Origin of the sequence: Mycolicibacterium chitae (genome assembly GCF_900637205.1) — a bacterium.
GTDB lineage: Bacteria > Actinomycetota > Actinomycetes > Mycobacteriales > Mycobacteriaceae > Mycobacterium > Mycobacterium chitae.
In genome coordinates this window covers 2624310-2637283 of sequence record NZ_LR134355.1, presented here as the reverse complement: position 1 = coordinate 2637283, position 12974 = coordinate 2624310, and the positions used below count along the sequence as shown (strand labels likewise).

The 12974-nt window shown below is 72.1% G+C and carries 13 protein-coding genes; 6 read left to right on the top strand and 7 right to left on the bottom strand.

What is annotated here, in order from left to right:
• The first annotated feature begins 24 nt into the window (after positions 1 to 24).
• The 3 genes from tatC to EL338_RS12445 all read left to right on the top strand — a co-directional run bounded on the left by tatC (position 25) and on the right by EL338_RS12445 (position 4674).
• On the top strand, positions 25 to 960 hold the full coding sequence (gene tatC / locus EL338_RS12455; RefSeq protein ID WP_126334038.1) for a twin-arginine translocase subunit TatC: 936 nt from the start codon (positions 25 to 27) through the stop codon (positions 958 to 960).
• Positions 950 to 3751, top strand: a complete 2802-nt coding sequence (locus EL338_RS12450; RefSeq protein WP_126334037.1) for a DEAD/DEAH box helicase — start codon at positions 950 to 952, stop codon at positions 3749 to 3751. The genes tatC and EL338_RS12450 overlap by 11 nt, the downstream gene beginning before the upstream one ends.
• 149 nt (positions 3752 to 3900) lie before the next feature.
• A complete protein-coding gene (locus EL338_RS12445; RefSeq protein ID WP_126334036.1) occupies positions 3901 to 4674 on the top strand; it encodes a DUF4333 domain-containing protein in 774 nt (257 codons plus the stop codon).
• 4 nt (positions 4675 to 4678) lie between these two features.
• On the opposite strand, the gene EL338_RS12440 is transcribed toward EL338_RS12445, so the two are convergent.
• Entirely contained in the window at positions 4679 to 5659 is a 981-nt protein-coding gene (locus tag EL338_RS12440) for a 5'-3' exonuclease (protein ID WP_126334035.1), read from the bottom strand.
• A gap of 15 nt (positions 5660 to 5674) precedes the next feature.
• Entirely contained in the window at positions 5675 to 6121 is a 447-nt protein-coding gene (locus tag EL338_RS12435; protein WP_126334034.1) for a nuclear transport factor 2 family protein, read from the bottom strand.
• A 42-nt stretch (positions 6122 to 6163) separates the two neighbouring features.
• Here EL338_RS12435 and EL338_RS12430 point away from each other — a divergent pair, with 42 nt between their 5' ends.
• The gene (locus tag EL338_RS12430) at positions 6164 to 7288 is read left to right on the top strand and encodes a M24 family metallopeptidase (protein WP_126334033.1); all 1125 of its coding nucleotides are present in this window, start codon (positions 6164 to 6166) and stop codon (positions 7286 to 7288) included.
• Positions 7289 to 7302: 14 nt separating this feature from the next.
• On the opposite strand, the gene EL338_RS12425 is transcribed toward EL338_RS12430, so the two are convergent.
• A complete protein-coding gene (locus EL338_RS12425; protein ID WP_126334032.1) occupies positions 7303 to 7713 on the bottom strand; it encodes a F420-dependent biliverdin reductase in 411 nt (136 codons plus the stop codon).
• 35 nt (positions 7714 to 7748) lie between these two features.
• On the opposite strand from EL338_RS12425, the gene dprE2 reads away from it, so the two are divergent.
• Positions 7749 to 8498, top strand: a complete 750-nt coding sequence (dprE2, locus tag EL338_RS12420; RefSeq protein WP_126334031.1) for a decaprenylphospho-beta-D-erythro-pentofuranosid-2-ulose 2-reductase — start codon at positions 7749 to 7751, stop codon at positions 8496 to 8498.
• 14 nt (positions 8499 to 8512) lie between these two features.
• Here dprE2 and EL338_RS12415 read toward each other — a convergent pair whose 3' ends face one another.
• Entirely contained in the window at positions 8513 to 8914 is a 402-nt protein-coding gene (locus tag EL338_RS12415; RefSeq protein ID WP_126334030.1) for a nuclear transport factor 2 family protein, read from the bottom strand.
• Between the two features lie 70 nt (positions 8915 to 8984).
• Here EL338_RS12415 and EL338_RS12410 point away from each other — a divergent pair, with 70 nt between their 5' ends.
• Entirely contained in the window at positions 8985 to 9758 is a 774-nt protein-coding gene (locus EL338_RS12410) for a TetR/AcrR family transcriptional regulator C-terminal domain-containing protein (protein ID WP_235666456.1), read from the top strand.
• On the opposite strand, the gene EL338_RS12405 is transcribed toward EL338_RS12410, so the two are convergent.
• From EL338_RS12405 to cobG, 3 genes are read right to left on the bottom strand one after another with little or no spacing between them, the layout of a single operon-like run.
• Positions 9730 to 11187, bottom strand: a complete 1458-nt coding sequence (locus tag EL338_RS12405; RefSeq protein WP_126334028.1) for a precorrin-2 C(20)-methyltransferase — start codon at positions 11185 to 11187, stop codon at positions 9730 to 9732. The genes EL338_RS12410 and EL338_RS12405 overlap by 29 nt on opposite strands.
• The gene (locus EL338_RS12400; RefSeq protein WP_126334027.1) at positions 11184 to 11810 is read right to left on the bottom strand and encodes a precorrin-8X methylmutase; all 627 of its coding nucleotides are present in this window, start codon (positions 11808 to 11810) and stop codon (positions 11184 to 11186) included. Before EL338_RS12400 ends, EL338_RS12405 begins: the two co-directional genes overlap by 4 nt.
• A gap of 9 nt (positions 11811 to 11819) precedes the next feature.
• A complete protein-coding gene (cobG, locus tag EL338_RS12395) occupies positions 11820 to 12953 on the bottom strand; it encodes a precorrin-3B synthase (protein ID WP_126334026.1) in 1134 nt (377 codons plus the stop codon).
• Positions 12954 to 12974: the final 21 nt, after the last annotated feature.

The window sequence follows — 12974 nt, the reverse complement described above, 5'->3', positions numbered from 1 at the left end:
GTGGCGCGTGACTGAACTCATCCCGTGAAAACTCCCGGCGTCTTCAAACGGCTCGACCCGCGGCAGCGCCGCAGCAGAGTCAACCCCGACGGGACGATGTCGCTCGTCGACCACATCCGCGAACTGCGCACGCGGCTGCTGATCTCCATGGCGGCGATCGTGCTCACCACCGCCGTCGGCTTCCTCTGGTACAGCTACGGCGTCTTCGGGTTCGACAGCCTCGGGGAATGGTTGCGCGGGCCCTACTGTGCGTTGCCGGAGTCGGCGCGCGCCGAGATCAGCGCCGACGGCGGCTGCCGCCTGTTGGCCACCGGGCCGTTCGACCAGTTCATGCTGCGCCTCAAGGTGGCGTTGGCGGCGGGCATCGTCCTGGCCTGCCCGGTGTGGTTCTACCAACTGTGGGCGTTCATCACCCCGGGGCTGTACAAGAAGGAGCGCCGGTTCGCGGTCACCTTCGTGGTGACGGCGGCGGTGCTGTTCGTCGCCGGCGCGCTGCTGGCCTACCTGGTGCTGTCCAAGGCCCTGCACTTCCTGTTGACCGTCGGCAGCGACGTCCAGGTCACCGCGCTGTCCGGCGAGCAGTACTTCGGCTTCCTGATCAACCTGCTGCTGGTGTTCGGCGTCGGTTTCGAGTTCCCGCTGATCCTGATCATGCTCAACGCCGTCGGGGTGCTGCCGTACGCGAAGCTCAAGGAGTGGCGGCGCGGGCTGATCCTAGCCGTGTTCGTGTTCGCGGCGTTCGCGACACCGGGCAACGACCCGTTCTCCATGCTGGCGCTGGGCCTGGCGTTGACCCTGCTGATGGAGTTCGCCATCCAGATCGCCCGCCTCCACGACCGGCGCAAGGCCAAGCGTGAACGCGCCCGGGAGGCCGAACTCGACGACGACGAGGCGTCGGTGATCGAGCCGCCGACCCAGGTCGGCGCACCCACCAGCATTGCGCACGACGATGTCACCTGAGGGATCGCCTGAGGCCGGCGAACTCGACCGGTTCGCGACGCAGCTGCCGTTCACCCTGGACGACTTCCAGCGGCGCGGCTGTGAGGCCCTCGAGCGCGGCCACGGCGTGCTGGTGTGCGCGCCGACCGGCGCGGGCAAGACGGTGGTCGGGGAGTTCGCGGTGCACCTGGCCCTGGCCGCCGGGCGCAAGTGCTTCTACACCACGCCCATCAAGGCGCTGAGCAATCAGAAGCACACCGACCTGGTGCGCCGGTACGGACCCGAGCGGATCGGCTTGCTCACCGGTGATGTCTCGGTCAACGCCGACGCCCCGGTGGTGGTGATGACCACCGAGGTGTTGCGCAACATGCTGTACGCGAATTCCCCGGCGCTGCACGGGCTTTCCTACGTCGTCATGGACGAGGTGCACTTCCTGGCCGACCGGATGCGCGGGGCGGTGTGGGAGGAGGTCATCCTGCACCTGCCCGAGGAGGTCCGGCTGGCCAGCCTGTCCGCCACCGTGAGCAACGCCGAGGAATTCGGCGGCTGGATGCAGACCGTGCGCGGCGACACCACGGTGATCGTCGACGAGGAGCGCCCCGTCCCGCTGTGGCAGCACATGCTGGTGGGCCGGCGCCTGTTCGACCTGTTCGACTACGACGGGACCGCGCGCGGCAAGAAGCTGCTGGTCGATCCGGAACTGGTGCGCCACATCGCGCATCGGCGCGAGGCCGACCAGCTCAGCGACTGGCGGCCCCGCAGCCCCAAGGGCCGCGGCTCGCACCGGGGCCGGCCCGGGTTGTTCCGCCCGCCGTCGCGACCGGACGTGATCGCCACCCTGGACAGCGAGGGGCTGCTGCCCGCCATCACCTTCGTGTTCTCCCGGGTGGGCTGCGACGCCGCGGTCAAGCAGTGCCTGCGCTCGTCGATGCGGCTGACCACCGACTCCGAACGCGCCCGCATCGCCGAGATCATCGAGCGTCGGTGCGGTGACCTGCCGGATGCGGACCTGCCGGTGCTGGGCTACTACGAGTGGCGCGAGGGGTTGCTGCGCGGGCTGGCGGCCCACCACGCCGGGATGCTGCCGGTCTTCCGGCACACCGTCGAGGAACTGTTCGCCGCCGGCCTGGTGAAGGCCGTCTTCGCCACCGAGACACTGGCTTTGGGCATCAACATGCCGGCCCGCACCGTGGTCCTGGAGCGGCTGGTGAAGTTCAACGGTGAACAACACGCGCCGCTGACCCCCGGGGAGTACACGCAGCTGACCGGCCGCGCGGGGCGACGGGGGATCGACGTCGAGGGCCACGCGGTGGTGATCTGGAATCCGATGGAGAGCTCGGCCGAACCCGCCGAGGTCGCCGGCCTGGCCTCCACCCGGACCTTCCCGCTGAAGAGTTCGTTCGCGCCGTCCTACAACATGACGATCAACCTGGTCGGACAGATGGGGCCCGCGCAGGCCCGGGACCTGTTGGAACGCTCGTTCGCGCAGTATCAGGCGGATCGTTCGGTGGTGGGCCTGGTCCGCGGGGTCGAGCGCGGCGAGCGGCTGCTCGACGAGATCGCCGACGAGATCGGCGGCCGGGACAGCGCGCTGCTCGACTACGCGCGGCTGCGCGCCAAGATCTCCGAACGCGAACGGGCCCAAGCGCGTTCGTCGCGCCTGCAGCGGCGCCACGCCGCCACCGAGGCGTTGGCCGCCCTGCGGCGCGGCGACATCATCAACGTGTCCTCGGGTCGGCGCGGCGGGCTCGCCGTCGTGCTCGAGGCGGCCCGCGACGACGACGACCCGCGGCCCCTGGTGCTCAGCGAGCACCGCTGGGCGGGCCGGATCTCCTCGGCCGACTACTCCGGCGGCGCCGCTCCGCTGGGCACCATGTCGCTGCCCAAACGGGTCGAGCATCGTCAGCCCCGGGTGCGGCGCGATCTGGCCTCGGCGCTGCGGTCGGCGGCCGCCGGGCTCGACGTGCCCTCGCAGCGGCGCAAGCGCGGCGGTCAGGACCCCGACAACGATCCCGAGCTGATCGCGCTGCGCGAGGAGTTGCGCCGGCACCCGGCCCACAGCGCGCCCGACCGGGAGGAGAAGGTCCGCGCCGGCGAGCGGTACCTGCGCATCGAACGGGAGAACGACCTGCTGCGGCAGAAGATCGCCGCCGCCACCAACTCGCTGGCCCGCACGTTCGACCGCATCGTCGGGCTGCTGGTCGAGCGGGGGTTCATCGCCTCGGAAGCCGCCTCCGATCCCGGCCCGGACACCGGCAAGCGCGCGCTGCGGATCACCGACGACGGCCGGTTGCTGGCCCGCATCTACAGCGAGAGTGATCTGCTGGTGGCCGAGTGTCTGCGCACCGGGGTATGGAACAAGCTGGCCCCCGCCGAACTGGCGGCCGTCCTCTCGGCGGTGGTGTTCGAATCGCGCGGCAGCGACGGGCCGTCACCGCAGCTGTACGACGCGCCCACCGCCGGGCTGCGCCGGGCCCTGGTCGGCACGCGTCGGCTCTCGGGGGAGTTGCGGGCCGAGGAGAACCGCCACCGCATCGCGCCGTCGCGCGACATCGACGAGGGTTTCATCGCGACCATGTACCGGTGGGCCAGCACGGGCGACCTGACCGAGGCGCTCGCGGTGGCCGATACCAGCAGTTCGGCCACCCGACCGCAGCCGCTGTCGGCCGGCGATTTCGTGCGCTGGTGCCGACAGGTCCTCGACCTGCTCGATCAGGTCCGCATCGCGGCCCCGAACCCCGAATTGCGCGCCGTCGCCAAGCGGGCCATCGACGCCGTCCGCCGCGGCGTGGTGGCCGTCGACAACACCTGACGGAGCCGTCGCACCAGCGCAAAGCGGCCCTTCGACACGGTGCAAACGTTGCTCGCACCGTCGCCGGATGTGCGCTGTCAACCGGTAGGGTGAGGCAACCGCTACGGTTGATGCCGGCGCACGTGTTACCCAGTTTGCGAGGAGAGATGATGAGCGGACCGCAGGGACCGGACCCGACGCAGCCGTGGCAGGGTCAGGATCAACCCGCGGGCGAGTCCGCTGACCAGCCGAACCCGCAGCCCCAGGAATGGCAGCCGCCGCAGCAGCCCGAGGCCGGGTCCGAGGGTGCGCCGTCGGGCTGGCAGCCGCCCGCCTACACCCCGCCGCAGTACGGTCAGCCCCCGCAGTACGGCCAGCCGGGCGGGGCCCCCGGGTATCCGCCGCCCCCGCCGCCGCAGTACGGCCAGCCGGGCCAGTACGGACAACCGGGGCAACCCGGCCAGCCGCAATATGGCCAGCCGCAGTACGGCCAGCCGGGTCAGTACGGTCAGCCGCCGCAGTACGGCCAGCCGGGCCAATACGGTCAGCCGCAGTACGGGCAGCCGGGCCAGTACGGCCAGTACCCGCCGGGGCCCGGCGACGGTGCCAAGTCGAACACCGCGCTGATCGCGATCCTCGGTGGACTCGGTGCCATCGTGGTCATCGCGTTCCTGATCCTGGGCTTCTGGCTGCCGGGCTTCTTCGTGACCACCAAGCTCGACGTCAACAAGGCCCAGGAGGGCGTCCAGCAGATCCTGTCGGACGAGGCAAACGGCTACGGCGCCAAGAACGTTCAGGACGTCAAGTGCAACGGCGGCGAGAACCCCAAGGTGCAGAAGAACTCCACCTTCACCTGTGAGGTCAGCATCGACGGCACCAAACGTCAGGTGACGGTGACGTTCCAGGACGACGAGGGCACCTACGAGGTGGGGCGGCCGAAGTAGCCGCTCAGCCCGCCGGCGCGTCCGGCAACGAGTCCAGGGCCTTCTGCAGGCGACCGATCGACGATCCGACCCCGTAGGCCGCGGCCAGGTCCGCGACCCGCTGGGGGTCCTTGGCCGTCAACGGCAACGCATCGGTGGGTGCGGACAGTTCCACCGGCGCGTCCGTGGCCACCCGCACCACCGGTTCGGCCGCCTTCAGGTAGTCCCGGCCCGCCGCCAGCTTGGCCCGAATCCCCTTGGCAACAGTGGATTTCGGGTCCTCGGCGGCGGCGAGGATGCCGGCCAGCGAGCCGTGCCGGGCCAGCAGGGTGGCGGCGGTCTTCTCGCCGATACCCGCGACCCCGGGCAGGCCGTCGGAGGGATCCCCGCGCAGCAGCGCCAACTCGGCGTAGCCCGCGCCCGCCCGGTCCAGCGGCACCCCGAACTTCTCGGCCACCTCGACCGGCCCGAACAGCGGCGCCCGGGCCAGGCCGCGGCCCAGGTAGAGCACCCGCACCGGCACCGGGTCGTCGGCGACCACCTGGAGCAGGTCCCGGTCGCCGCTGACGACCACGACGGGGTCGCGGCGCTCCCGGGCCGCCAGCGTGCCCAGGACGTCATCGGCCTCGAAGCCGGCGGCGCCGCCGGTGACCAGCCCGAACGCGTCGAGCAGTTCGAAGATCATCTCGACCTGGGGCGTCAGCTCGTCGGGGACTTCCTCGATATCCGGTGCGGCGCCGGGGGTTTCGACCTCCACCCGGTGCGCCTTGTAGGACGGGACCAGGTCCACCCGCCACTGCGGGCGCCAATCCAGATCCAGGCACACCACCAGGCGGGTCGGGCGCTGCTGGGTGATCACCGTCGCGACGGCGTCGAAGAATCCGCGCACCGCGTTGACGGGGCGGCCGTCGGGCGACTTCAGCGAGGACGGCAGGCCGAAGAACGAGCGGAACCACATGCTGGCGCCGTCGAGCAGCACCACGCGGCCGGCGGAATCAGAGACCATGCTGGCGATCCTTCCCTAACGGGCCATCGTCGAGTCCGGGGCGCTCCAGTCGGTGGAGACGAAGCGGTGCGCGATCAGCCATTCGGTGCCGTCGGGCCCCTCGACGGGCACTAGGTCATCGCGGTAGCGGCCGTAGTGGTCCAACCCGATCTCGGTGAACACCGTGAAGTACGACGACACCCGCGCGGAACGCGGGGTGAGTTCGGTGAACCGGATGTTGGCCAGGTTGTGCCGGACGATGCGGCGCACGTCGGCGGCCGCCGGGGCGGTCTGGGCCACCGCGCCGAGTCGGTCGACGATGGCCGCGCGGCCGCGCAGCGGGGGCTCGCCGCGGATCTCGAGCACACCGTCCTCGCAGAACGTGGCCGCCAGATCGTCGACCCGGCCCGCGTCACCCGACCAGGTGTAGCGGGCCAGCGTGTCGCGGACATGTTCACGGGCGCTCAATTCCCAGGGTTGCACTCCGTGATCCTAAGGCCGCCGACGCCAACTAACCTGGAGGCCATGACTGCCAACCGGTTCGACACCAGTGTCTACGCGCATCGCCTGCGCGCCGCCGCGGAGGCGGCCTCGGCGGCGGGCCTGGCCGGGCTGATCATCACCCCCGGCTACGACCTGCGGTATCTGGTGGGTTCGCGCGCGCAGACCTTCGAGCGTCTCACCGCCCTGGTGGTGCCGGTGGGTCGCGAACCCACGCTGGTGATCCCGCGCCTGGAGTTGGCGTCGCTGAAGGAGTCCGCGGTGCACGAGCTCGGTCTGGCCGTCAAGGACTGGGTCGACGGGCAGGACCCCTACGACATGGTGGTCGACGCCCTCGGCGGTGATCCGGTGGCCACCGCGGTCACCGATTCGATGCCGGCGCTGCATCTGCTTCCGCTGACCGAGCGCCTCGACGATCTGCCGGTGCTGGCCACCGAGGTGCTGCGCACGCTGCGGATGATCAAGGACCCCGCCGAGATCGAGGCGCTGCGTAAGGCGGGCGCGGCGATCGACCGGGTGCACGCCCGGGTGCCGCACTTCTTGGTCCCCGGTCGGACCGAGGCCGAGGTGGCCGCCGATATCGAGAAAGCGATTGTCGCCGAGGGACATTCGGAGGCGGCCTTCATCATCGTCGGCTCGGGCCCGCACGGCGCCGACCCGCACCACGAACACTCCGACCGGGAGTTGCGCGCCGGTGACGTCGTCGTCGTCGACATCGGGGGCCCGTACGAGCCGGGCTACAACTCCGACTCCACCCGCACCTACAGCCTGGGCGAACCCAGCGCCGAAGTGGCCGAACAGTATTCGGTGCTGCAAACGGCGCAGCGGGTCGCGGTCGAGGCGGTGCGGCCCGGGGTGACCGCCGAGCAGGTCGACGCGGCCGCGCGGGACGTGCTGGTCGAGGCCGGGCTCGGCGAGTACTTCGTGCACCGCACCGGGCACGGGATCGGGCTGTCGGTCCACGAGGAGCCCTACATCGTGGCGGGCAACGACCTGCCGCTGCGGCCCGGCATGGCGTTCTCGGTGGAGCCCGGAATCTACTTCCCGGGCAAGTGGGGTGCGCGCATCGAGGACATCGTGGTGGTCACCGAGGACGGCGCGGAGGCGCTGAACCAGCGGCCGCACGAACTGATCGTGGTGCCGGTGTAGCCGACGGCTGGTTTCTACTCGCCGCGGTCGAGCAGTTGCGACGAGCCCAGCACCCGTTCGACGTTGACCTCGATGACGACCCGGGTGGGGTTGACCCGGGGGGTGCGGTAGCGCTGGGCGTAGCGCAACTCGGCGTCGCGGACGGCCTCGGGTTCGGTGTTGACCACCGCCGATCCCTCCAGCGACAGCCAGCGGGCCCCGTCGACCTGGCTGAGCACGGCGACGGCCCCGCGGTCGGCGTTGACGGCCTTCTGCGATCCGCCGTTGGTGATGACCCGGGCGATGTGGGTCTTGGGGTCGAAGGTGAAGCCCACGGCGACCACGTGCGGCGAGCCGTCGGCCCGCAGGGTGGTGAGCATGGCCAGGTGGCGTTCGGTGAGGAACGCCAACGCCTCGTTGGTCAGCCGGGTGGTTGCGTGCGCCATCACCGCCCAACCTAGCGCAGGAGATAATCCCAGCCATGAACGACACGGGTGCGGGTGTGGTCGTGATCTTCGGCGGGCGCAGCGAGATCGGCGCCGAGGTGGCGCTGCGCCTGGCCCGCGGGGCGACGGTGGTGCTGGCCGCGCGGGGCCGACACGGCCTGGACGAGCAGGTGGCGCGGCTGCGCGAGGCGGGCGCGGCCGCGGTGCACCCGGTCGACTTCGACGCCGATGATCTGGACTCGCACGCGGGGTTGCTCGATGCGGTGACCGCCGAGCACGGCCCCATCGGCACGGCCGTGCTCGCGTTCGGGGTGCTCGGCGACCAGGCGCGCGCCGAGAGCGACGCCCGGCACGCGGTGGCCGTGGTGCACACCGATTACGTGGCGCAGGTCAATCTGCTGACTCTGCTCGCCGCGCGGATGCGCGCGGTCGGGTCGGGCCGCCTCGTGGTGTTCTCGTCGGTGGCCGGCGCCCGGGTGCGCCGCGCCAACTACGTCTACGGGTCGGCGAAGGCCGGCCTCGACGGGTTCGCCAGTGGCCTGGCCGACGCGCTGCACGGCACGGGCGTGCACCTGCTGATCGTGCGGCCCGGTTTCGTGATCGGCCGGATGACCGAGGGCATGGACCCGGCCCCGATGTCGAGTACCCCGGCGCAGGTCGCCGACGCGACCGTGCGCGCGCTGGCCAAGGGCCGGGGATCGGTGTGGGTGCCGCGGGCCATCGGCGCGCTGGGCTTCGCGACGCGGTTCGTGCCGCGGCCGATCTGGCGGCGCATGCCCCGGTAGGTCAGGCCAGTAGGTCAGGCCGCGCCCCAGCCGCCCTGCACCATGGTCTGGAACTTCCAGCCGTCGGCGGTGCGGACCAACAGGTCGCCGTAGCGCACGGACTGGGTGACCCCGCCGGCGGTGATGGTCCCGTCGGTGAGGACGAACACCAGGTTCGCGTCGATGAAGTGCGGTGTGCGCACCGACTCCACGGCGATGTCGGCGGCCCCGCCGAGTTGTTCGGTCATCTGCGCGACGAACTGGGGCCGATCGCAGGACTGGGCGCGACCGTCGGTGACCTCGTTGAGGGGGAACAGCGCCTGGTCGGCCATGCCCTCGACGTCCTTGGCGACGGTGAGCGCGTCGTAGCGGGCGAACCACGCCAGGATCTCGTCCACCTCGGCGGGGGCGGGGCGGTATTCGGTGTCTGCGGGCATGGCGAGCCTTTCGTCCGGGCGGCGCGGCAAGTTACTCTGTACAGCGTACAGAGTATTGGGGAGGTCGGCCGTGGATCGCAGCAGCGCGGGGGATCCGGCGCGCACCCTGGAGTTGCTCTGGCGCGAACCGGGGGCCGAGGGTCCCGCCCGCGGCCCGAAGCAACGGAGCAGCGTGGCCGCCGTCGTCGCCGCCGCCGTCGACCTCGCCGACGCCGACGGGTTGGCCGCGCTGAGCATGCGCTCGGTGGCCACCGCGCTGGGGCTGTCCCCGATGGCCACCTACACCTACGTGCCCGGCAAGGCCGAACTGCTCGACCTCATGCTCGACGCCGTCTACCGGGCGATGCCGCGGGCCGACCTCGGCGAAATACCCTGGCGACAAAGGGTTTCCACCATCGCCCGGGAGAATTTCGAGCTGCTCGGCCGCCATCCCTGGGTGGCCTACCTGCCCACCACCCGCCCGCCGCTGGGGCCGGGCGCACTGGCCAAGTACGACCACGAACTGTCGGCCTTCGAGGGGCTGGGTCTCGACGATGTGGCGACCGACGCGGCGCTGACCTATGTCCTGGGGTTCGTCGATTCGGTGGCGCGCATCGGGATCGAGACCCGGCAGGCCCTGGCCGACAGCGGCCTCACCGACCGGCAGTGGTGGGACCGCACGGCGCCGCTACTGGCCCGGGTGGTCGACGCCGAGCGATTCCCGCGGGCGGTGCGGGTGGGTGCCGCGGCCGGCGCCGCGCACGACAGCGCCTACGACGCCGAGCACGCCTTCGAGTTCGGCCTGGCCCGGGTGCTCGACGGGCTGGCCGGGCTCATCACGACGCCGGATAGTTCCGCGGGGTGAAGACCCGGTCGCCGTGCCACTGGGTCTGCGACGATCCGATGATCAGCAGGCAGCGCATGTCGACCTCGGCGGGATCCAGGTCCCCCAGAGCGACGATGCGTACCTGCTCGTTCGGCCCGGACACATCGCGGCCGATCACCACCGGGGTGCCGGGATCGCGGTGTTCGAGCAGCAGGTCCCGCATCGCGGCCACCTGCCAGGTCCGCGTCCGCGAGGCCGGGTTGTAGATCGCCAGCACCAGGTCGGCCTGCGCCGCGGCGGTCAGCCGCCGCGCGATGATGTCCCACGGCTTGAGCCGGTCCGACAGCGAGATCACCGCGTAGTCGTGGCCCAGGGGAGCCCCGACCCGGCTGGCCACCGCCTGCGCGGCGGTCATCGCCGGGATCACCCGCACCGCGACGTCGGGCCATCGGGTCGCCTCCTCGAGCACCGCGGTGGCCATCGCGAATACCCCCGGGTCACCCGAGGACACCACGGCCACCGCGCGGCCCTGCTCGGCCAGGCTGCACGCCAGCCGCGCCCGCGCGGGTTCGTCGGTGTTGTCGCTGGGGTGCAGGCGCTGCCCGTTGTGGGTCGACACCCGGTCCAGGTAGGGGCCGTAGCCGATCAGATCGGTGGCCATCGCCAGCTCCCGGCGGGTCTGCGGGGTCATCCACTGCGCGTCGCCCGGCCCCAGCCCGACGACGGCGACCGATCCCGTCGTCGACGCGCGGCGGCGCCCGCCGGGCACCATCGTCAGCGAGAAGTACGGCACCTTGTCGGCGTCGACGTCGGCGGCGGGCACCACCCGCTGCCCGGCGGTGGAAGCCCGCTCGACGTAGAACGCGTCGTCGAGCAGTCCCGCGGCCGCCAGGGCCGCCCGCACCGACGGGAACGACCGGCCCAGCTTCATGATCACCGTGGCGTCGCTGTCGGCCAGCCGCCGCGTCAGTTCGGCGGTGGGCAGGGTCCCGGGCAGGATCGACAGCACCTCGTCACCCTGCACCAGCGGGGTCGCGATGGCGGCCGAGGCCGCGCTCACCGAGGTCACGCCCGGCACGATCACCGCGTCGAAGCGCTCGGTCAGCCGGGTGTGCATGTGCATGTAACTGCTGTAGAACAGCGGATCGCCCTCGGCCAACAGCGCGACGTCGCGCCCGGCCTCCAGATGCGCGGCGATGCGCGCGGCCGATTCCCGGTAGAAGTCCTCCATGGCGCCGGCGTAGCCGCCGGGGTGCTCGGTGGTCTCGGTGGTCACCGGGTACACCAGGTGTTCCTCGATCTGCCCCGCCCGCAGATACGGTTCGGCGATGCCGCGCGCGATGCTGCGCCCGTGGCGCGCGCTGTGATACGCGACGACGTCGGCTTCGCCGATCACCTTGGCGGCCTTGACCGTAACCAGTTCGGGGTCGCCGGGGCCCAGGCCCACGCCCCACAGGGTGCCGGTCATTCGCGCTCGCTCGCGATCGCGTTGACGGCCGCGGCGGCCATCGCGCTGCCGCCGCGCCGGCCGGTCACCACCAGGTACGACATGCCGCGCGGCCGCGCGATGAGTTCGTCCTTGGACTGCGCCGAGCCGACGAAGCCGACGGGCCCGCCCAGCACCGCGGCCGGGACCGGCGCGCCGTCGTCGATGAGTTCGAGCAGCCGGAACAGGGCGGTCGGCGCGTTGCCGATGGCCACGACCGCCCCGCCGAGGCGGTCGGCCCACAGTTCGACCCCGGCGGCCGAGCGGGTGTTGCCGGTCGCGGCGGCGCGCTCGGGGGCCCGCGGGTCGGCGACCAGCGAGACCACCTCGTTGGCGGCGGGCAGGCGCGCGGCGGTGATGCCGGCGGCCACCATCGACGAGTCGCACAACACGGGGGCGCCGGCGGCCAGGGCGGCGTGCGCGCGAGCGACGACGTCCGCGGTGAACGCGACGTGCTCGGCGACGTCCACCTGACCGCAGGTATGGATCAGCCGCACCACGACGCGGGAGACGTCCTCGGGGAATCGGGCCAGGTCGGCCTCGGCGCGAATGGTCGCAAACGATTGCCGATAGATCTCGGCGGCATCGCGGATGTAGTCGAGCACCCGATCACCCTACGGGTGGGGGTCGCGCACCCGGTATCCGTCCGGCGTGGCGATGAGCACCTCGGCGTCGGCGGGGCTGCCGCAGGCGCGATCGCAGCCGACGTAGTGCCGGTGGGCGGTGTGCCGGTGGGCGGTGCCGATCTCACCGGATTCCACGGCCCGCGCGGCGTCGGCGCGGACGTCGGCCGCCGAACGTGCACAGCCCGGGCTGCCCGTGCAGGCGCTCACCCACAGCCAGGGTGAGTTCTCGTCGAAGACCAGGCCCAGCGGGGCCAACACCCGCAGCGCGGCATCGGCCACGCCGTCGTCGAGGTCGAAGACCAGCACCGACCGCCACGGCGTCACCGTCAGCGGCGCCTCGATGGCCGCCAGGAACTCCGCGGTGCGCACCGGCAACACCCCCAGCGGGACACCCGCGCCCAGCGCGATGCGGCCGTCGCGCTGCTCGAACCACCCGACCGGTGGACGCGGCGCGGCGCCGGGCGGCGGTCCCAACCGGGCGCTGTCGACCACCACTGTGGGATCGGGCAATTCGGTGACCCGCCACGCGGTTCCGCGCCGCTCGACGAAGCGCCGGGCGGCCGCCAGCAGGGCATCGACGGCCCGGTCCTCGGCCACCAGCACGCCGGTGTCGCGCCCGCCGATCTGCAGCTCGGCCTCGGCGCCGGTCAGCCGGACACCGATATCGGTGCCCAGGGCGCTGATGTCGCCGCGGCCGTCGTCGAGCCCGAACCAGAATCGGCCGGGCAGCCCCGCCAGCACCGGGTCCGCCCGCAGTCGGGTGTCGAGGTCGATGACCATGGCCCGCACGTCGCCGCACCCGCCGACCCGGCCGGACAGCGGCGAGGCCACGATGTTGCGCACCCGCTCGTGGCTGGGGGTGGGCAGCAGCCCGGCCCCGGCGACCGCCTCGGCCACCGCCTCCGCATCCGACGCGCCCTCGATGCCGCGGATCTGGACGTTGCCGCGCCCGGTCAACTCCAGGGTGCCCGCGCCGTGATCGCGGGCGGTCACCGCCAGGGTCTGCAACTGCGCCGCGGTCAACAGGCCGCCGGGAAGCCGGATGCGGGCCAGCGCCCCGTCGGCGGCCTCGTGCAGGCTCAGCGCGCCGGGGCAGGCATCGTCGGGGCGGGTCCGGACCACCCGTCCACGGTACCGCCGACC